The sequence below is a fragment of the Escherichia sp. MOD1-EC6819 genome (genome assembly GCF_002965765.1).
In the GTDB taxonomy this organism is placed as follows: domain Bacteria; phylum Pseudomonadota; class Gammaproteobacteria; order Enterobacterales; family Enterobacteriaceae; genus Escherichia; species Escherichia ruysiae.
The window spans coordinates 1-19,613 of the sequence record NZ_PTRG01000022.1 but is presented as its reverse complement, the minus strand read 5'-3'; the positions used below and the strand labels follow the sequence as shown (position 1 = coordinate 19,613).

General features: G+C 50.7%; 13 protein-coding genes and 1 pseudogene. 5 read left to right on the top strand and 9 right to left on the bottom strand.

All coding sequences use genetic code 11. From position 1 onward, the window contains the following. Together A7Z06_RS21230 and ccp are read right to left on the bottom strand one after the other, a co-directional pair. Positions 1 to 526 (bottom strand): pyridoxal-dependent decarboxylase (locus tag A7Z06_RS21230; RefSeq protein WP_105279574.1); only part of this gene is annotated, 526 nt, incomplete at its 3' end. A 209-nt stretch (positions 527 to 735) separates the two neighbouring features. Beyond that, entirely contained in the window at positions 736 to 2,133 is a 1,398-nt protein-coding gene (ccp, locus tag A7Z06_RS21225; RefSeq protein ID WP_000784808.1) for a cytochrome c peroxidase, read from the bottom strand. A 404-nt stretch (positions 2,134 to 2,537) separates the two neighbouring features. Here ccp and A7Z06_RS21220 point away from each other — a divergent pair, with 404 nt between their 5' ends. Further along, positions 2,538 to 4,187, top strand: coding sequence for an alpha,alpha-trehalase (locus A7Z06_RS21220; RefSeq protein ID WP_105279573.1), 1,650 nt, complete (start codon positions 2,538 to 2,540; stop codon positions 4,185 to 4,187). A gap of 51 nt (positions 4,188 to 4,238) precedes the next feature. Here A7Z06_RS21220 and A7Z06_RS21215 read toward each other — a convergent pair whose 3' ends face one another. Next, entirely contained in the window at positions 4,239 to 4,841 is a 603-nt protein-coding gene (locus tag A7Z06_RS21215; RefSeq protein WP_001165764.1) for a helix-turn-helix transcriptional regulator, read from the bottom strand. Between the two features lie 517 nt (positions 4,842 to 5,358). Between A7Z06_RS21215 and A7Z06_RS21210 the strand changes: the two genes are divergently transcribed. The 3 genes from A7Z06_RS21210 (at position 5,359) to A7Z06_RS21200 (ending at position 9,036) form a co-directional block, all read left to right on the top strand. Beyond that, positions 5,359 to 6,258 carry a LysR family transcriptional regulator gene (locus A7Z06_RS21210; protein ID WP_000357792.1) on the top strand — a complete coding sequence of 300 codons (900 nt, stop codon included), beginning with the start codon at positions 5,359 to 5,361 and terminating at the stop codon, positions 6,256 to 6,258. Between the two features lie 48 nt (positions 6,259 to 6,306). Further along, positions 6,307 to 7,320: an inner membrane protein YhjD gene (gene yhjD, locus A7Z06_RS21205; protein ID WP_000191243.1), complete on the top strand. Its 1,014-nt coding sequence runs from the start codon at positions 6,307 to 6,309 to the stop codon at positions 7,318 to 7,320. Between the two features lie 393 nt (positions 7,321 to 7,713). After that, the gene (locus A7Z06_RS21200; RefSeq protein ID WP_001149026.1) at positions 7,714 to 9,036 is read left to right on the top strand and encodes an MFS transporter; all 1,323 of its coding nucleotides are present in this window, start codon (positions 7,714 to 7,716) and stop codon (positions 9,034 to 9,036) included. 415 nt (positions 9,037 to 9,451) lie between these two features. Here A7Z06_RS21200 and A7Z06_RS21195 read toward each other — a convergent pair whose 3' ends face one another. Beyond that, entirely contained in the window at positions 9,452 to 11,512 is a 2,061-nt protein-coding gene (locus tag A7Z06_RS21195; RefSeq protein ID WP_105279572.1) for an AsmA family protein, read from the bottom strand. Positions 11,513 to 11,581: 69 nt separating this feature from the next. Next, a complete protein-coding gene (gene pdeH, locus A7Z06_RS21190) occupies positions 11,582 to 12,349 on the bottom strand; it encodes a cyclic-guanylate-specific phosphodiesterase (protein WP_000621112.1) in 768 nt (255 codons plus the stop codon). Positions 12,350 to 12,580: 231 nt separating this feature from the next. Between pdeH and kdgK the strand changes: the two genes are divergently transcribed. Further along, positions 12,581 to 13,510 carry a 2-dehydro-3-deoxygluconokinase gene (gene kdgK / locus A7Z06_RS21180; RefSeq protein ID WP_000037563.1) on the top strand — a complete coding sequence of 310 codons (930 nt, stop codon included), beginning with the start codon at positions 12,581 to 12,583 and terminating at the stop codon, positions 13,508 to 13,510. 721 nt (positions 13,511 to 14,231) lie between these two features. Here the strand turns inward: kdgK and A7Z06_RS21170 are convergent. From A7Z06_RS21170 to A7Z06_RS22345, 4 genes and pseudogenes are all read right to left on the bottom strand, one after another. After that, entirely contained in the window at positions 14,232 to 15,728 is a 1,497-nt protein-coding gene (locus A7Z06_RS21170; protein ID WP_001163165.1) for a M16 family metallopeptidase, read from the bottom strand. Positions 15,729 to 15,947: 219 nt separating this feature from the next. Beyond that, the gene (gene dctA, locus A7Z06_RS21160) at positions 15,948 to 17,234 is read right to left on the bottom strand and encodes a C4-dicarboxylate transporter DctC (protein ID WP_000858214.1); all 1,287 of its coding nucleotides are present in this window, start codon (positions 17,232 to 17,234) and stop codon (positions 15,948 to 15,950) included. Positions 17,235 to 17,416: 182 nt separating this feature from the next. Next, complete coding sequence (gene hmsP, locus A7Z06_RS21150; RefSeq protein ID WP_001266343.1) at positions 17,417 to 19,405, bottom strand: biofilm formation regulator HmsP; 1,989 nt, start codon at positions 19,403 to 19,405, stop codon at positions 17,417 to 17,419. 81 nt (positions 19,406 to 19,486) lie between these two features. After that, positions 19,487 to 19,613, bottom strand: a pseudogene (locus tag A7Z06_RS22345) (hypothetical protein); the annotation flags it as partial.

Sequence of the window (19,613 nt, the reverse complement as noted above, 5' to 3'; positions counted from 1 at the left end):
CCACATCCCAGTAGCGGGCAAATTTATGCCAGCAGATTTGCACCGGCCCGCACACCAGGTTGGGTTTATCGGTCGGTTTACCTGCGGCTTCCATTCGTTTGCGCCAACGCCATTTCATTGCCATCCCACCGAGCATACAGGCCTCGGAAGAACCAATGGTGTTGGTGCCAACGGCCTGACCGTTTTTCGGCGCAGGCGCGTGCCACAGGTCGGCAACCATGTTTACACAACGCAGGTCGATAGCTGCGGACTGCGGATATTCTTCTTTATCGATCCAGTTTTTGTTGATCGACAGATCCATCAGCTTATGAACATTTTCGTCGTCCCAGGTCTGGCAGAAAGTCGCCAGGTTCTGACGGGCGTTACCGTCGAGAAATAATTCATCATTGATAATCTGGAATGCGATGTCATCGCGCATTTCGTGCAGCGGAAAACGTTTAGATTCCGCGATAGTTGAAATTGCCTTTGCGCCAAAACGCGAGTCGAGTAGTTCTGAGCGGAAATCCGTTAACAACTTCTGGTCCATTTCGAACTCCTTAAATTTATTTGAAGGCAATAAAAAAGTAGGATTTATCTGGAATGGACGCAAGGCATTACGGGTGTAATTTAAATAACAAAATCCTAAACAGAAAAAAGGCTTTTTATAATATAAACATTTAACATGATAATATTAAAAACAGACTTTATTATCGTAATAAAAATCGCCCAAACATTCCTGTCGGGCGATCGAATTAATTATTGTTTATCCTGCATATACGGTGTGTAAACTCCGTTCAGGCTGTGCAAGAAAGCCACGATATCATCCACATCCTCCTGCGGCAGCTCTTTACCGACCTGGTAGCGCAGCATCAGTTTCACCGCCCCGTCCAGCGTCGGCACATCACCGCGATGGAAGTACGGTGCCGTTAGCGCAACGTTACGTAAACCGGGTACTTTCTGACGCAGTTTATCGCGTTCTTCTTTAGTAACATTCATACGACCAATATCCGCCGCCGTAATTTCACCAAAGTTAAAGTCTTTTTTCAGACCCAGCGGTTCGAAGGAACGTCCACCGAGAATAATACCGCCATGACACGTTGCACATTTATTATCTTTAAATAATTGATAACCTTTTTTCTGCTGCGCCGTCAGCGCATTTTCATCACCACGCAACCATTTATCAAACGGTGAATCCGGCGTAATTAATGTTTTCTCAAATTCAGCAATTGCGTCAGTAATATTTTCACCACTGAAACCTTGCGGATAAACTTTGAGGAACTGCGCTTTCAGCACAGGATCTTTTTCCAACTTCGCAATGATTTCGTCCCAGGATTTGGACGCCATTTCAATCGGATTCAGCGGCGGCCCACCCGCCTGATCCTGCAATGTTGCCGCACGACCATCCCAGAACTGCTCAACGTTAAACACCGAGTTAAATACCGTCGGCGCATTAATCGGCCCGACCGCACCACCGACGCCAATCGATGTTTTTCTGCCATCGACGCCCCCCGCATTCAACGCATGGCAATGAGCGCATGAAATGGTGCTATCAGCCGATAAACGGGGATCGTGATACAGCGCAAAACCCAACGCCACTTTTTGCGCATCGGTAGGCAGTTTTTGCGGGATGGGCTGCACCGGTTCATTGCGATGCTCCGGAGCAGTGTCATTACTGGCGTAATATTCCGCGCGCTGTTTTGCAATCCAGGCCAGTATTTCCGCCCGCTCTTCATCACTCACCTTACCCGCCCAGTGTAGCGCGGTATAACGCGTTGGTGGCATAGTTTCATACTGCATCACCCATTCAATCTTATTCAGATCGCTTTGCGAAATGGGTTTATCAGCCAACAGAGCCGCACGCACGGCCTCAAGATTAAAAGATTTATATCCGAGCTTAATGTCGTAATCCATCAACTGTTTCGCGCCAGGAATATAATAATAGGCGGGTAATTCTGCCGAAGGCGTATGGCAATAGTCGCATCCCTTTTCGCGGAGAAAGCCTAAAACCTTATTATTTTCACTGACAGCAGATGCCTGAACATCGGCCTGTTTACTGCGTTTATTATCGTGGTACCACACATAACCAGATAACCCTAAATAGCAAATCGCGACGCCAGCCAGGCCGATCGCGGTAATACGTGAGACCATTTTCATTATTCTTCCCTCACGGTGGTGAGTTATTGTGACCCAGAAAATTTTCCAGAATGCTGCAAACGTCTCTGCGAGACAAAGCCATCATAAAAAACAGGGAGATAGGCTTTTTGATAGGAATCAATCAATTACATGAATATAAACTATCAATAAGATAGCCTGTGCCTATTACCCAGATCAGGAATGGCATATCATGATTGCGGCGAGAGCAGGATTGAATGTTCTGAAAATGAAAAACAACACGAAATCTGTATTTTTATAAATTCCATTGATACTAGTGCGTTATATTTTTTGATAAGTTAATAAACGTGATCCACCGCACGCTTTGTCGCCCACCAGGCGGAGCGAATGACTACCCTTAAAGAAAAGCCCGATAATTAGCGACGAATTTCGGAGGTTGGATCCTTATGCTCAATCAGAAAATTCAAAACCCTAATCCAGACGAACTGATGATCGAGGTCGATCTCTGCTATGAACTGGACCCGTATGAATTAAAACTGGATGAGATGATCGAGGCAGAACCGGAACCCGAGATGATTGAAGGGCTGCCCGCCTCTGATGCGCTGACGCCTGCCGATCGCTATCTCGAACTGTTCGAGCATGTTCAGTCGGCGAAAATTTTCCCCGACAGTAAAACCTTTCCCGACTGCGCACCTAAAATGGACCCGCTGGATATCTTAATCCGCTACCGTAAAGTGCGCCGTCATCGTGATTTTGACTTGCGCAAGTTTGTTGAAAATCACTTCTGGCTGCCGGAGATCTACTCCAGCGAGTATGTATCGGACCCGCAAAATTCCCTGAAAGAGCATATCGACCAGCTGTGGCCAGTGCTAACCCGCGAACCACAGGATCACATTCCGTGGTCTTCTCTGCTGGCGCTGCCGCAGTCATATATTGTCCCGGGCGGCCGTTTTAGCGAAACCTACTATTGGGATTCCTATTTCACCATGCTGGGGCTGGCGGAAAGTGGTCGGGAAGATTTGCTGAAATGCATGGCCGATAACTTCGCCTGGATGATCGAAAACTACGGTCACATCCCCAACGGCAACCGCACCTATTATTTGAGCCGCTCGCAACCACCGGTTTTTGCGCTGATGGTGGAGTTGTTTGAAGAAGATGGTGTACGCGGTGCGCGCCGCTATCTCGACCACCTGAAAATGGAATATGCCTTCTGGATGGACGGTGCAGAATCGTTGATCCCTAATCAGGCCTATCGCCATGTTGTGCGAATGCCCGACGGATCGCTGCTCAACCGTTACTGGGACGATCGCGACACGCCGCGTGACGAATCCTGGCTTGAAGACGTAGAAACCGCAAAACATTCTGGTCGCCCGCCCAACGAGGTGTACCGCGATTTACGCGCGGGCGCAGCTTCTGGCTGGGATTACTCTTCCCGTTGGCTGCGAGACGCGGGTCGCCTGGCGAGCATTCGTACCACTCAGTTCATCCCCATCGATCTTAATGCTTTCCTGTTTAAACTGGAGAGCGCCATCGCCAACATCTCGTCGCTGAAAGGCGATAAGGAGACGGAAACGCTGTTCCGCCAGAAAGCCAATGCCCGCCGCGATGCGGTAAACCATTATCTCTGGGATGATGAAAATGGTATCTACCGCGATTACGACTGGCGGCGCGAACAGCAGGCACTCTTTTCCGCTGCTGCCATTGTGCCGTTATATGTGGGCATGGCGAACCATGAACAGGCCGACCGTCTGGCAAATGCCGTGCGAAGCCGATTACTGACGCCGGGCGGGATTCTGGCAAGCGAGTATGAAACCGGTGAACAGTGGGATAAACCCAACGGCTGGGCACCGTTACAATGGATGGCGATTCAGGGATTTAAAATGTACGGTGATGACCATCTGGGTGATGAGATTGCGCGTAGCTGGCTGAAGACGGTGAATCAGTTCTATCTGGAACAGCACAAACTGATCGAGAAATACCATATTGCCGATGGTATCCCCCGCGAGGGCGGCGGGGGCGAATATCCATTGCAGGATGGCTTTGGCTGGACCAACGGTGTGGTACGCCGTTTAATTGGTTTATACGGCGAACCATAATATTTTTTACAGCCAGCCACTAACGTCCTACTGGCTGTAAAATTATCCTCTTCAGGAGGAGATATTTAGCATCATCGCCGCCTGGGTACGGTTTTTCACTTCCAGACGGCGATAGAGCGATTCCAGGTGCGCTTTTACCGTTCCGGTGCTGATATTTAATGCCCGACCAATCTCTTTATTCGATTCGCCCGCCGCCAGCATGGTTAAAATTTCCCGCTGGCGGGCGCTTAACGATTTGAGATCTTTCGTATCCTTTTCCGGCGTGGTTCGCCAGTCACCGGGCAGAAACATCATTCCCATCGCCGCACTATTGACCGCCAACACAAACGTATCGATCGAAGAATCACGCGGTACAATCGCCATCACATTGAAATGAATAACCTCCTGCAACCATCGTTTGTTGCAATCCGAAGCCGTGATTAACACCTTAACCTCAGGAAATTGCACCACGGTTTTTTGCAACAACCAGTAGCAAAACTCCCCATCCTGATCGCCATCGAGCATAACTAAGGCTTCAGGGTAGCTTTCCAGCTTTTGCCATAACTCGTCTGCCTGACCGACGCCCTGAATACCTACGCCTGGAATACGTTGCTGTAAACTGATTTTCATTCCATGAATAAATATTGACTGCCTGTCAAACATGATTATTTGCATTACTGAATCTCCACCTGAATACGTTAAAAAGACTTAAGTAGTGGAAGGGTATTACCCGAGAGACAAAATAAGAATTCGCCATTTGGCGGAGGCCATTCTACAGAGATGAAAGACAGAAAATAGTTACCGATATAAATAGTTACAGCTAAACGCCTGAAATTACATGTCGAGGGCACTATTTAAAAAAATCTTAAGGAATTCCTTATATTTTCGCGCCACGTTCCGATTAACCAGGCCAATTCAGCGCACGCTTTAATAGCATCCATAGTTTAAGAAAGTGACTGGATTACGCACAAATACACAATGTTGTATGTCCGCATTTTATAAAACGAATCAAAATTTTGGCTTTGTGTTGGTTATTTCTCTATGCCGAGACGCGAATCCGCCTTTGATTCTCTAAAATCGCCTCACTTTCAACGTTGCATCGTTGTGAAATCATGCATTAGATGTTAGAAAAACAATAAATAATGCGATATACGCGTTACTGTTTCGCTGTGAACAACAATCGGTAAAAGAAATGGATAAAATTCACGCAATGCAGTTGTTCATCAAGGTTGCGGAGCTGAAGAGTTTTTCCCGCGCGGCGGATTTCTTTGCATTGCCAAAAGGAAGCGTTTCGCGCCAGATACAGGCACTGGAACATCAACTTGGCACCCAGCTTCTCCAGCGCACCACGCGACGGGTCAAACTCACACCTGATGGCATGACCTATTACCAACGGGCAAAAGATGTGTTGAGTAATCTCAACGAACTGGACGGTTTATTTCAGCAGGGCGCCACCAGCATCAGCGGTAAATTGCGCATCGATATCCCATCCGGGATGGCAAAAACCCTGCTACTGCCGCGTCTGCCCGAATTTCTCCATCAATATCCGGGAATTGAACTGGAATTAAGCAGCAATGACCGTCCGGTAGATATTCTTCATGATGGCTTTGATTGCGTAGTACGCACGGGAACGTTGCCCGACGATGGACTCATCACCCGTCCCCTCGGCAAACTGACGATGGTCAACTGCGCCAGTCCGCACTATCTGACGCGCTTTGGTTATCCGCAAAGTCCCGACGACCTGACTTCGCACGCAGTAGTACATTACACGCCACATCTGGGCGCGCATCCGTTGGGTTTTGAGGTTGCCAGTGTTAATGGCGTCCAGTGGTTTAAGTCCGGCGGCATGTTGACGGTAAACAGTAGAGAAAACTATCTTGCCGCCGGTCTGGCGGGACTGGGGATTATTCAGATCCCCCGCGTCACCGTACGCGAAGCCCTACGCGCCAGACAGCTTATCGAAGTGTTACCCAACTACCGCGCCGAACCACGTTCCATTTCTCTGGTTTACCCACAGCGTCGGGAGCTTTCCCGCCGTGTAAACCTGTTTATGCAGTGGCTGGCTGGTGTGATGAAAGAGTACCTGGACTGACCGACTATACTTTTTAAGAAAGACAACGACAGAAGGACTAAAGAGCGGATGACGCAGGAAAACGAGATTAAACGTCCCACCCAGGATCTGGAGCACGAGCCAATTAAGCATCTGGATAATAGCGATAAAGGCGGCAAAGTTAGCCAGGCGCTGGAAACCGTCACCACCACCGCCGAAAAAATCCAACGCCAACCGATCATCGCACACCTTATTCGCGCGACAGAACGCTTTAACGATCGGCTGGGTAACCAGTTTGGTGCGGCTATCACCTATTTCTCGTTTTTGTCGATGATCCCGATTTTGATGGTGTCGTTTGCCGCAGGGGGTTTTGTGCTGGCCTCCCATCCGATGCTGTTACAGGATATCTTCGATAAGATTCTGCAAAACATCAGCGATCCGACGCTTGCCGCCACGTTGAAAAACACCATCAACACTGCCGTTCAGCAGCGTACTACCGTAGGACTTGTCGGGTTAGCCGTGGCGCTATACTCCGGCATCAACTGGATGGGGAATTTACGTGAAGCAATTCGCGCCCAATCGCGCGATGTCTGGGAACGTTCGCCGCAAGATCAGGAGAAGTTCTGGGTAAAATATCTGCGTGACTTTATTTCGCTGATTGGTTTGTTGATTGCGCTGATTGTGACGCTTTCGATCACCTCGGTTGCCGGTTCTGCGCAACAAATGATTATTAGCGCGCTGCACCTTAATAGCATTGAGTGGCTGAAACCGACGTGGCGGTTGATTGGTCTGGCGATTTCTATCTTTGCCAACTATCTGCTTTTCTTCTGGATCTTCTGGCGCCTGCCGCGCCACCGTCCGCGTAGAAAGGCGCTGATTCGCGGGACATTCCTCGCAGCGATTGGTTTTGAAGTGATTAAAATCGTGATGACCTACACCCTGCCGTCGTTGATGAAATCCCCGTCTGGCGCAGCATTTGGTTCCGTGCTGGGGCTGATGGCGTTTTTCTACTTCTTTGCTCGTCTGACGCTGTTTTGTGCGGCGTGGATTGCCACCGCCGAGTACAAAGATGACCCGCGAATGCCGGGGAAAACGCAGCCTTAAAATATGCCGGATGCGGCGTAAACGCCTTATTCGGCCTGGCTCCCCGTAGGCCGGATAAAATGTGCCAGCATCGCATCCGGCTATAATGCGCACATAACCTCTTGAAACTCTTCCCCAGAGCCTCTTAAGCCATCTATTTAAGAGCAAACAATTTCATTCCAACTCATAACCCCAGCATATAAATCCAGTTGGTAACTTTTATTTAACCTAAAACCAGTTTTATTGACTATTTATGAAATTGTGTGAAGCATTTCATAGAAGAAAAATCACCAGCCTAAACATTATCCCCTTTTTGCCTGGTTTTTGACCATTTCCGCGATTTGTTACACATTGAAATATCACTTTTGCTGTGCGTAATATGGCTATTCGTTAGCCAAAAAATAAGAAAAGATTATGCAAGCAACAGCCACAACACTCGAAAATAACCAGGAATTCACGCCGGTAAACTCGCGTAATAAAGTCCTTGTTGCCTCCCTCATTGGTACGGCCATTGAGTTCTTCGACTTTTACATTTACGCCACAGCGGCCGTTATTGTGTTTCCGCATATCTTCTTCCCGCAGGGCGATCCTACGGCAGCAACGCTACAGTCGCTCGCCACCTTCGCCATTGCCTTCGTCGCGCGCCCCATCGGCTCTGCCGTATTTGGTCATTTTGGCGATCGCGTTGGACGTAAAGCGACGCTGGTCGCCTCGTTGCTAACGATGGGGATTTCGACAGTGGTGATTGGTCTGTTGCCGGGCTATGCCACGATTGGTATTTTCGCCCCGCTGCTGCTGGCGCTGGCTCGATTTGGTCAGGGGCTGGGTTTAGGCGGTGAATGGGGCGGCGCGGCGCTGCTGGCAACTGAAAACGCCCCGCCGCGCAAACGTGCATTGTACGGCTCCTTCCCGCAACTGGGCGCACCGATTGGCTTCTTCTTTGCCAACGGCACTTTCTTGCTGCTTTCCTGGCTACTGACTGACGAGCAGTTTATGAGCTGGGGCTGGCGCGTGCCGTTTATCTTCTCGGCGGTGCTGGTGATTATCGGCCTGTATGTCCGCGTTTCACTGCATGAGTCGCCGGTGTTTGAGAAAGTCGCTAAAGCGAAAAAACAGGTGAAAATCCCGCTGGGTACGCTGCTGACCAAACATGTTCGCGTAACCGTACTGGGTACGTTCATTATGCTGGCAACCTATACGCTGTTTTACATCATGACCGTCTACTCGATGACCTTTAGTACCGCCGCCGCGCCAGTTGGGCTTGGCCTGCCGCGTAACGAAGTGTTGTGGATGCTGATGATGGCAGTGATTGGTTTTGGCGTGATGGTGCCAGTCGCCGGATTACTGGCTGATGCCTTTGGTCGCCGTAAAAGCATGGTAATCATCACGACGCTTATCATCCTGTTCGCGCTGTTCGCCTTTAACCCATTGCTCGGTTCTGGCAACCCGATTCTGGTTTTTGCCTTCCTGCTGCTGGGGTTAAGTCTGATGGGGCTGACTTTCGGGCCGATGGGCGCGCTGTTGCCAGAACTGTTCCCGACGGAAGTGCGTTACACCGGAGCATCGTTCTCTTACAACGTATCGTCGATTCTTGGGGCTTCCGTTGCGCCGTATATCGCAGCCTGGTTGCAGACTAACTACGGGTTAGGCGCAGTGGGGTTATATCTGGCGGCGATGGCTGGCTTGACGTTAATTGCCTTGCTGCTGACGCATGAGACGCGGCATCAGTCGTTGTAAGTATCGTGCGGGCTGCCACCCTCACCCCAGCCCTCTCCCTGAAAGGGAGAGGGAGAAAAGCGGAGCGAGATGTTACATCGCGAACATAACAGCCCTCCCCCCCAGAAAGTGAACGGAAAAGCGGTACTCGTTATTTCAACACGCACAAAACAGTCCCCTCGCCAGAAAGTGAACGGAAAAGCGGCACTCGTTATTTCAACACGCACAAAACAGTCCCCTCGCCAGAAAGTGAACGGAAAAGTGGCACTCGTTATTTCAACACGCACAAAACAGTCCCCTCGCCAGAAAGTGAACGGAAAAGCGGCACTCGTTGTTTCAACACGCACAAAACAGTCCCCTCGCCCCTTTGGGGAGAGGGTTAGGGTGAGGGGAACACGCTGCTCCCGAATTCACCAGCAAATCTAATCCAACCCCATCACTTCTTCATCTGCGACAAAATCGTCCGACACTGATTAGCCTCCCCTTCTGAAGCTGAGATCAGCGCCAGTAACGCCGCCGCAGGCGTCACCAACGTTGCCAGTGCCGCCGCAACAGCGCCACGGGCAATCAACGGCCCGGCCTTCACACCAGCCTGCGGATTCTTAAACGTCCCACGCACATACAGCGGCGAACGCAGCGTGATAATACGAATCCCTTTGCTCTCCGGATCAATAGTCAAATCCAGTTGCTCCGAAGCAAAACTTGCCGTGCCGGTAACATTGATCAACGCATTCTCAGTATCGAAAGCAAAAATCTGCGGGCGTGCCACACCGTTAGCAATATCCACATTCGCCGCCGCGCAGTTCACCCGCACCTCATCATCACCGAAAATCGCACCGACAATGTAGTTTCCGACGTTCAGCCCAACAATCTCCATCAGGTTGCGGCTCACCAGCCCGTCATTCATCAACAGTTTCAGGTTGCCGTTACTGTTGCCTAAAAGCGCCGCCACCGAGTTACCGCTACCGCGTAGTTCCGCGTCACCGTTCATTTCCCCCAGCGTCTTCTGCATCAGTTCCACATCGGGCATCAGTTCTTTCAGTTTCAGTCGACGAGCCTGAATATCTGCCCGCCCCTGCATCGGCTTTTTATCGCCTTCCAGATGAATATTCGCCGCAATGCTGCCGCCCGCCATGCCAAATTTCAGCGGTTGCAGGCGCAGGTCAGCATTTTTGAGGATAATATGAGTAGAAAGATCGCTAATCGGCAGGCTACTGCCATGCTCGATACGCCGCCCTTTGAAACGAACATCAGCATCCATCGCATCCCATTTATCGGTTTCGAAGCGGTCATAAGGCAGCACTTTGCCCACAGGCTGAACGTTTTTCTCGCCCTTCTTCTGTTCAGAGCGTTTCGACTTTTCTACCCCTTCCCCGGAATCAACGCCAATCAATGGCCCCAAATCAGCCAGCCGCAACTGCCGTGACTCAACGTCACCTTCCAGTTTTGGTCGCGGCTTACCGGTGGTGTAGACCAGAGAACCGTGAATATCGCTATCGCCAATGCGCCCGTTAAAGCCGCGATAATCAAAGACCGACGATTTTTCAGTGTCGATTTTCGCTACCAGCCGACCATCCGTTTCAAACGGCGGGGTATCGGGCAGCAGAACGCCCGTCAGTTCATAGAGATCACCCAGCGAATCGCCGGAAAATTTAAGCCGTAAATCGACGCCGCCCATTTTCATTGGGTCATTCACGACGCCATCAAAAGCAACACGGGTATTACCGGAGCGAAAATCAGCCTGCACCGGAAAAGGTGTTCCTTCGCCACGCAGCGCCAGCATACCACCTATTTTTCCTGTACCCGTGAGCGGTTCGCCGTTATAGCGCCCCTGCGCTTTCAGGCCAAAAACGTAATCGCCTACCTTCTCTTTATCTGATTTACCTTTCGATCCAGTAACTTCGCTGAACGGCAACGGCTTACCTAACGGATCGACAAAAATTTCCAGATCTGCTTTGCTTACTTTGTCATCAATAGCGATCCGCCCTTGATCGAACAGAATATTATCCAGACGGAACGACCACGCCGACGGCTTTGCATTCGCGTCTTTGTTGTCATCGTTGGCGAGATTAAACGCCCAGTTATTGTTCTTTTCTGAGAGGCGAATCAGGCGCGCGTCGGGCTTTTCCAGCTTGATCCAGGGCAGCCAGACCGTTTTAGTCAGCAACGCCAGCGGAGCCAGCGTCGCTTCTACGCGCGGTAAATGTACCATCGTCACTTCGGGAATATCCGGCGGGTTGCCGAGAATGATGTCTTGTGCGTGTACATGAGGCCACGGCACCCAGCTACGCCAGCCGGTTTCCTGCTTTTGCCGTTCCCACACCACGCCCAGATCGCCACGGATGGCGAAGGGGCGATTCAGTTCCGCAGAGACTTTCTGGTTGATGGTCGGTTTGAGACGGTTCCAGTCAAACGTTGCAATCAAAATGATCGCCACGACGATCAACAACAAGAAAGCCCCTGAAATCGCAGCGGTTATTTTGCCTGCTTTGCTCATAGTTCGCTTCCTCACATTCTTCCTGTGCCAGTCCTAAAGATAGTCCAGCCAGGCAGAAAATGAGGCGGCTTACAGAGCCAACGCCACCGAGTCCAGCGTTTCGATTGGTGCCGGACGTGAAAGAAACCAGCCTTGTGCGGCGAATGCGGGAGAATTTTGCACATCGCCCCACTCTTCCTCAGTCTCGATACCTTCGACGATCACCCCACGGCAGTAGCGGTTCATCAAATGCAAAAGCTGGGAAAAGAGCGTGCGACCTTCGGGCGACTGGCGCAACATCACAAACAGTTCGCGAGCGATTTTGATGTAGTCGTAACGCACTTCACTTAGCGCAGAGAAATTTGCCATCCCGGTGCCAAAATCATCCAGCCACAGTGGGCCAAATTCGCACATCGAGGCAAACGTTGAATCTTTCGGTAGACGGATGTGTTCCACCAGTTCGAAACGCAGCCAGGGAAGACGGTCAATCTGACGCAAAATTTCCGGCTGCTGACGTAGGGCAAGAAGCGTAGGTCCATCAATATTAACCGATGCCAGCAGGCCGTGCTCAACGAAGAACGCAGCTTTTTTCGCCAGTAAATCAATCTGTTCTTTCACCACATCCATACGATGCCTGACGGTGATTTCGGCAAAATAACGATCTGGCGGCAGCCGTTGCGAGGGATTATCAGGATGCGTGACAATGGTTAAAAGCTCCACGGCCATCAATCGTCCGGAAGTCTGGTAAATCGGCTGCCAGGTATAAACGCGCTCACACTGCAACCAAAAACGCCGTTCCTGCAAGCTCTCGATGCTTGTATCAGGGTTGCTTATTCGCTGGATAACCTGCCTTATCATCGAAGATGTCCTGTGTTTAAAAGTGATGCTGCCCGGACTCGACAAATATTATCGGCGCGCCACGGCAGAACTTTACCGCCAGAGAGAAGTTAATTTGCCCACACAACGACGGAATCTTCCAGGAATACGTTCTGGCTCAAAAAAATAATGGAACAGCGTTTTAATATAGTTGACCAGCAAACCACCACAGCGCAAACTAACGCTAATTTTTTACAGATCAGGTTCACGACTATGTCCAAAAAGATTGCCGTGATTGGCGAATGCATGATTGAGCTTTCCGAGAAAGGCGCAGACGTTAAGCGCGGTTTCGGCGGCGATACCCTGAATACTTCCGTCTACATCGCTCGTCAGGTCGATCCTGCGGCATTAACCGTTCACTACGTAACGGCGCTGGGGACAGACAGTTTTAGTCAGCAGATGCTGGACGCCTGGCACGGCGAGAACGTCGATACTTCCCTGACCCAACGGATGGAAAACCGCCTGCCGGGTCTTTACTACATTGAAACCGATAGCACTGGCGAACGCACTTTCTACTACTGGCGTAACGAAGCCGCAGCTAAATTCTGGCTGGAGAGCGAGCAGTCAGCAGCAATTTGTGAAGAGCTGGCGAATTTCGATTACCTTTACCTTAGCGGGATTAGCCTGGCGATCTTAAGTCCGACCAGCCGCGAGAAGCTGCTTTCTCTGCTGCGCGAATGCCGTGCCAACGGCGGGAAGGTCATTTTCGACAATAACTACCGTCCGCGCCTGTGGGCGAGCAAAGAAGAGACGCAGCAGGTGTACCAGCAAATGCTGGAATGCACAGATATCGCCTTCCTGACGCTGGACGATGAAGACGCGCTGTGGGGTCAACAGCCGGTGGAAGACGTCATTGCGCGTACCCATAACGCAGGCGTGAAAGAAGTGGTGGTAAAACGCGGGGCGGATTCTTGCCTGGTGTCCATTGCTGGCGAAGGGTTAGTTGATGTTCCTGCGGTGAAACTGCCGAAAGAAAAAGTGATCGACACCACCGCTGCGGGTGACTCTTTCAGCGCCGGTTATCTGGCGGTACGCCTGACCGGGGGAAGTGCAGAAGAAGCAGCGAAACGTGGACATTTGACTGCAAGTACGGTTATCCAGTATCGCGGCGCGATTATCCCGCGTGAGGCGATGCCAGCGTAATGGTTTTTGGCGGAGAACGGGTAGATATTCGTTCTCCGTTAATCTTCTTGCAGGGATGAACCGAGCGGGGCTGATGATTTGAAATAAACTGCTGACGCATATCATTCAAACTGCGCGTAAATTTAAGCGGTTTCTCACCTTTAATTTCGACCGTGCGAAGACATTCCCATTAGTGTTAAATAAGTCAAAATAATAATCATGTTGATGACGATGATTAGTTTTAAATTGACGAAATGATAAATAGCAGCGGTCATCATAGGTAATTAAAAAATCATTTTCGCCGTACTCGTTTATCATCCTGTTTTTCAGGTTACCGTCGAAGAGAACTGTATACTTCGCTCTGTCAGCAAATAATTCGGCATCCGTTTCTCGGTTGATCGTATTGACACTGATACCGAATTCTATTTTTACCTTGTCTTTATCGATATTATTTCTTGTACTGACATAAATATTATTCGCATCCCAAAGTAAAAGAAAATTTTTGTTGCAGGAATAGAGAGCTGTTCAACAGAGAATCATAATCGGCAAGAACAGTGTGACTTTGTAGCGCATTTATATTCCTTTAGCACGTTACGTTCACAAAGTGTGGTTACTTCCTTTTACATAAACCACAGCAGTCAGTAATTATCCGCACGCTACCGCCGTGCCTGGAAAAATATCTGCGGGTATATTCACTACCGTTAATCCCGGCAGCGCAGAAGAAACGCTGCCGGATTATTTATTACTGCGCGGGTGGAATATCCGTCACTTCAGGATGCACATCATCCGTGGCGACAGACGTCGCCGCAGCCGTAGTCGATGGCGCCATGATTTGATCCCAGGCAGCCTGCAACGATTTCATGTTAAATTCCGGCTCGCCTTTCGGCTGCAGCAGAATTAACGCCATGTCGTTCGACAACTGCTGACGCAGATCCTGATTTAACATCTCTACCGTCAGGCTGTTAAGGAAATCCTGACGCAGTTTCTGATATTGCTCCGGTGCAATATCGACAACCTGATTTTGCAGTGAACGCATCCGCTGCCCCATCAGAATATCGGTATCAGCTCGTGCATAGGCGGCAAACAGTTTCTGCAGCTCCAGTTTCTTTTGCGCGACCAGGGCGTTGAACTCTTCTTCCGGCAGACCTTTATCGCGGACTTTCGCCAGTTCACGCGCCACCAGATTAAGGTTGCTGTTCAGCTTGTCGTTTGGTGACTCGATGTTGATGGCACATTGCGCACGCAGATACAGCACTCGGCAATCAAATCCAAGGCCGATGTCTTTGCTGTTATTGGCGCTTAATGCTTGCTGAACATGCCAGAACAGCGCCTCACGAGCCAGGTCCGCGCGCCAGTAGCGCAGCAGTGCGGCTGACTCACGAATCGGCTGCCACGGCGTGTCCCACATGATAGATAACCGATCCTGGCGCACCGCGTCGGTCATAATGCTCACCGCTTCCGCACGCAGCGGAGAAAGCGTCGGCACCGGAGCCGGTGTTTCACGTTTGCCTTTCAGTTCGCCAAACGTTTTGTTGATTTGGTCGACAACCGAGCGCGCATCAACGTTCCCCACCACCAGCAGCGTCATTGCATCTGGGGTGTACCATTTCTGGTAGAAATCTTTAATCTTTTCCGCTTCAACGGGCTTTTTCAGCGGATCGGCAGGATCGTGACCTAACAAAGTTGATCCTTTCAGACGATAGCGCCACCAGCCTTCTTTAGTGTCGGCAGGCCAGGTTGCCACCATATCCTGGCTTTGCAGCGCATGGTTAACCGTTTCTGGTGTGATGGTCAGCTTGCCGGTCGCATTCGCCAGATAAGAGAGCGCCTCTTTCAGCAGATCGTTACGATTATTTGGCAAACTCAGATTAAACAGCGTGGTGTCGTAAGAGACGATCACCGGCGGCATCGGGCGCTTAGGGTCGATCCCCTGCTGCCACAATGAACGTGCCTGTGCCGCTTCCAGACCACCGCTTTGCGTCAGCGCAATACGAGGAATGGCATGACTGTAACCGCTCTGTTGTGTACTTTCGGCGAGCGAACCGGTATTAACCAGCAGGCGAATTTCAACACGATCGCTGGGACGCTGGGGCGTGGTCAGCACTTGCCACTGTAAACCGTTGGCGAGCGTCCCCTGTTGCCATGCTGGATCAGGCTGGAGCGCATCTGCCTGCACATAGCCAGCAGTGGCCATCACCAGCAAACCGCCCGCTAAAAGTCGAATTTTTGTGCCCTGCATGTGAACCCCTGATCAACTATCCTGGTAATAAAAGACTGCCCGCTATCGGTCAGCCTAAATGACGTTAAAAACACTTCGTGTTAGACCGCAAGAACATAAAAATGTCACGGAGGAAGTGAAATAAACCCGAACTCACCCAGGTGGTAAGTTCGGGCACAGGGGGCAATTATGCTCAAACACCCGCACTCGGGGAAGGGAGTGCGGGCATAAGTGGTGAGATTAAGAGGATAATTCGTGCGTTTTGCCATCCGGCGCACGATTATTCAGCACATCATCCAGTTTTTTGTGGTCCAGCTCTTTAACCCACTTAGCAACCACGATGGTCGCAACGCCGTTACCGACCAGGTTAGTCAGCGCACGGGCTTCTGACATGAAGCGGTCGATACCGAGGATCAGCGCCAGACCCGCCACCGGCAAATGGCCCACCGCAGAGAGTGTCGCCGCCAGCACGATAAAGCCACTACCCGTTACCCCTGCCGCCCCTTTAGAAGAGAGCAGCAACACAATCAACAGCGTGATTTGGTGGACGATATCCATCTGACTGTTAGTGGCCTGGGCAATAAATACCGCCGCCATCGTCAGGTATATCGATGTCCCATCAAGGTTAAACGAGTAGCCTGTCGGGATAACCAGCCCCACCACCGATTTGCGGCAGCCGAGTTTCTCCATCTTGTCGAGCATACGCGGCAGCGCCGACTCGGAAGAGGATGTTCCCAGCACAATCAGCAGTTCTTCACGGATGTAGCGGATAAATTTGAAAATACTGAAACCGGTCGCTTTAGCGATTGAACCCAGTACCAACACCACAAACAGGATACAGGTGATGTAGAAGCAGATAATGAGCTGCCCAAGCTGCACCAGGGTGCCGACGCCGTATTTACCGATGGTAAACGCCATCGCCCCGAACGCACCGATGGGTGCCAGACGCATGATCATATTGATGATGCCGAAGATGACCTGCGAGAAACTTTCGATAACGTTAAAAATCAGTTGGCCTTTGCTGCCCAGACGGTGGAGCGCAAAACCAAACAGTACGGCAAACAGCAGCACCTGCAGGATGTTACCGCTGGCAAATGCGCCAATGACGCTCGCCGGGATGACATCCATAATAAAGGCGACAATGCCCTGGTCTTTTGCCTGATCGGCGTAAACCGCTACCGCTTTCGCATCAAGCGTTGCCGGATCGACGTTCATTCCGGCACCAGGCTGCACGACGTTAACGATGATAAGACCAATAATCAGCGCGATGGTACTGACAATTTCAAAGTAAAGCAGTGCGACTGCGCCGGTACGGCCGACCGCCTTCATGCTTTCCATGCCCGCAATGCCCGTTACGACGGTACAAAAGATGACAGGAGCGATGATCATCTTAATGAGCTTAACGAACCCGTCGCCAAGCGGTTTCATTTGCTCGCCTATCTCAGGGTAGAAATGGCCAAGGAGAATACCAATGGCTATCGCTGTCAGAACCTGAAAGTAAAGGCTTTTAAACAGAGAGGTTTTCATAGGGTGTCCTTTAGTAAAACCACAGGTCTTGTAAGGTTATGGAGTACCTGCGGCCTTAAAATAACACCCAGACAACATCACAGAAATGTACCTGGATCATAATTGAAACAAAAAGGTTAAAAAGTTTGAACTGGCTCGCACAAACCAGCACTTTTTAAAGTTTTGTAATCAGTTTGGGGTAGCTACTTTTCTTCCAGGTAACTCTCTTCGAAGATTTCAATAGGGAGTGGGCGAGCAAAAAGGAAGCCCTGGGCAATACCAACACCTGCTTTTGCCAGCCAGTCGCGTTGCGCTTCCGTTTCTACGCCTTCAGCAATCATTTGCAGATTCAGGCTTTGTGCCAGCATGATAATTGCAGCAATCATGCTGCTATCTTCCGGTAAGCCCTCAACAAACATTTTGTCGATTTTCAGCACGTCTATTGGCAACGATTTCATATGCTGCAACTGACGCAGCCCTGCGTAACCCATGCCGAAATCATCCAGCGCCACCTGTACGCCGGCGTTGCGCAGCGGACGAAGGATCGCCACCGCCGCGTGAGGGTCATCAATGCGTCGGCTTTCCGTGACCTCCAGGATCAACGTTCCAGGCTGAATACGATAACGAGTTAATAACCCCAGCATATCCGGCACCATATTTGGGTGCATCAACTGTAGCGCCGAGAGATTCACCGATAATGGCAACATAATGCCGCGCTCTTGCCAGGCAGCAAGCAGTCGACAGGATTCCTCCAGCACCCAATGACCGACGGTAACCATCAGCCCACAGGACTCAATACGATCGATTAAGCCATCCGGCAGTTCCCAGGTGCCATCCGCTTGCTGGATGCGCAGCAACGCTTCCGCGCTGACGAGTTTGCCGCTGGTCATCTCCACCTGTGGCTGTAGCCAAATAGCAAACTTATGATTTTCCAGTGCATTAAGGATATCGCTCTCTTCCGTCAACCGTTGTTGAGCTTCTTCCATCTGCTGTGGATCATAGAACTGAATCTGATTCTTCCCTTTATGACGGGCGGTAAATGCCGCCGAAATAGCACGACCATAAAGTTGTTCGGCAGTGAGATCGCCATAGAACATCGCCACACCGATGCTACAGTGCGGACGTAGCTGAATACGTTCAATCGGCAAGCGTTCACTCATGATAGTGAGCACTTGCTGACCTAATGTGATAGCGTGCCACGGTTCCTGTACACCATTAGCGATCACAGCGAAGTCATAGCCACTGACCTGTGCGAGGATCATGCGTGGCGACAGCACCGATTTGATTTTCTCCACCAGCGTCAGTAGCAGGATTTCCCGCTGCGCCTCTTTCAGCACGCCAGCAGTATCACGTAACGTTTCACAAGTGATGATCATCAGTGCGGTGGTTTGTTTACGTGCGACCACCTGTTCCAGCATCTCCATCAGCAAGGCTTTGTTTGGCAAATCCGACACCGGGAAACGCATCGCGTTTTCGCACTGTTCTTCATAATGGCGCTGCAACAATTGCTGATTGAGGTTGTAACTACGCACCAGCATACCGATTTCGTCGTCCTGGTGCAGACGCGGCAAGGCCAGTTGATGACCGACAATCTCTTGCGGTGGAATGGCGTTTAGCTCGCGAGCGATATTGCGTAAAGGATGTAATATCAGTCGATTAATGCACCAGCTAATCGCCACCGTCAGGATCAGCGACAAAAGTAAGTAAATGGTCACTAACGTAGAGACAGTGCTCATCACGAACTTGTACATGCGGAAGGAATCCGCCTGTAACACCAGATAGGCAATCGGCTGCGGGGTAGCAGGACGTTCCAGCGAGTAGACGCCCAGCGAGATTTGTACCGGTAACTCAAACAGTCGGGTGAACGTCACCGGCACCGGGCGCTCTGGAATAAAACTTTTACGCAGTGCCTGGAACTGATTAGGCAGCACCACGTCGGCGCGACTGACCACGCCCGCTGGTTTTATGCTGGCAAGAATAGCTTCCGCCTGGGGAATATCACCTTTTAAAATGGCGGAAGATAAGGGTTCGCGGACAGAGCGAGCAATGCTTTCCAGTTGCGTAGCCGTGTTATAGCGATTCTGCTGTACCAGGTGGAACAGCAAAACAGTGCAAAAAATAAAAACAAACACCATGACAACGGCCGCCACCATTGCCATCTGCTTAATTGTTAACGAGCGACTAACGCGCAAATTGTCTCCCCCCGGAAATCCCAGATTGCCGCCCGAGTATACCCGATCGCAGCGGCATTAAGAGAGGCGCTATCTGAAAACTTACCAGTCGGCGTAAGGTATCAGCGGCTGCGGCGGTAAATCCATGTCGCCCTGCCATCCGGCGGCGGAATACCGCACGTAGAGCAGGAAATGGCTTGGCGCATAATCTTTCGCCTGCTGGATATCG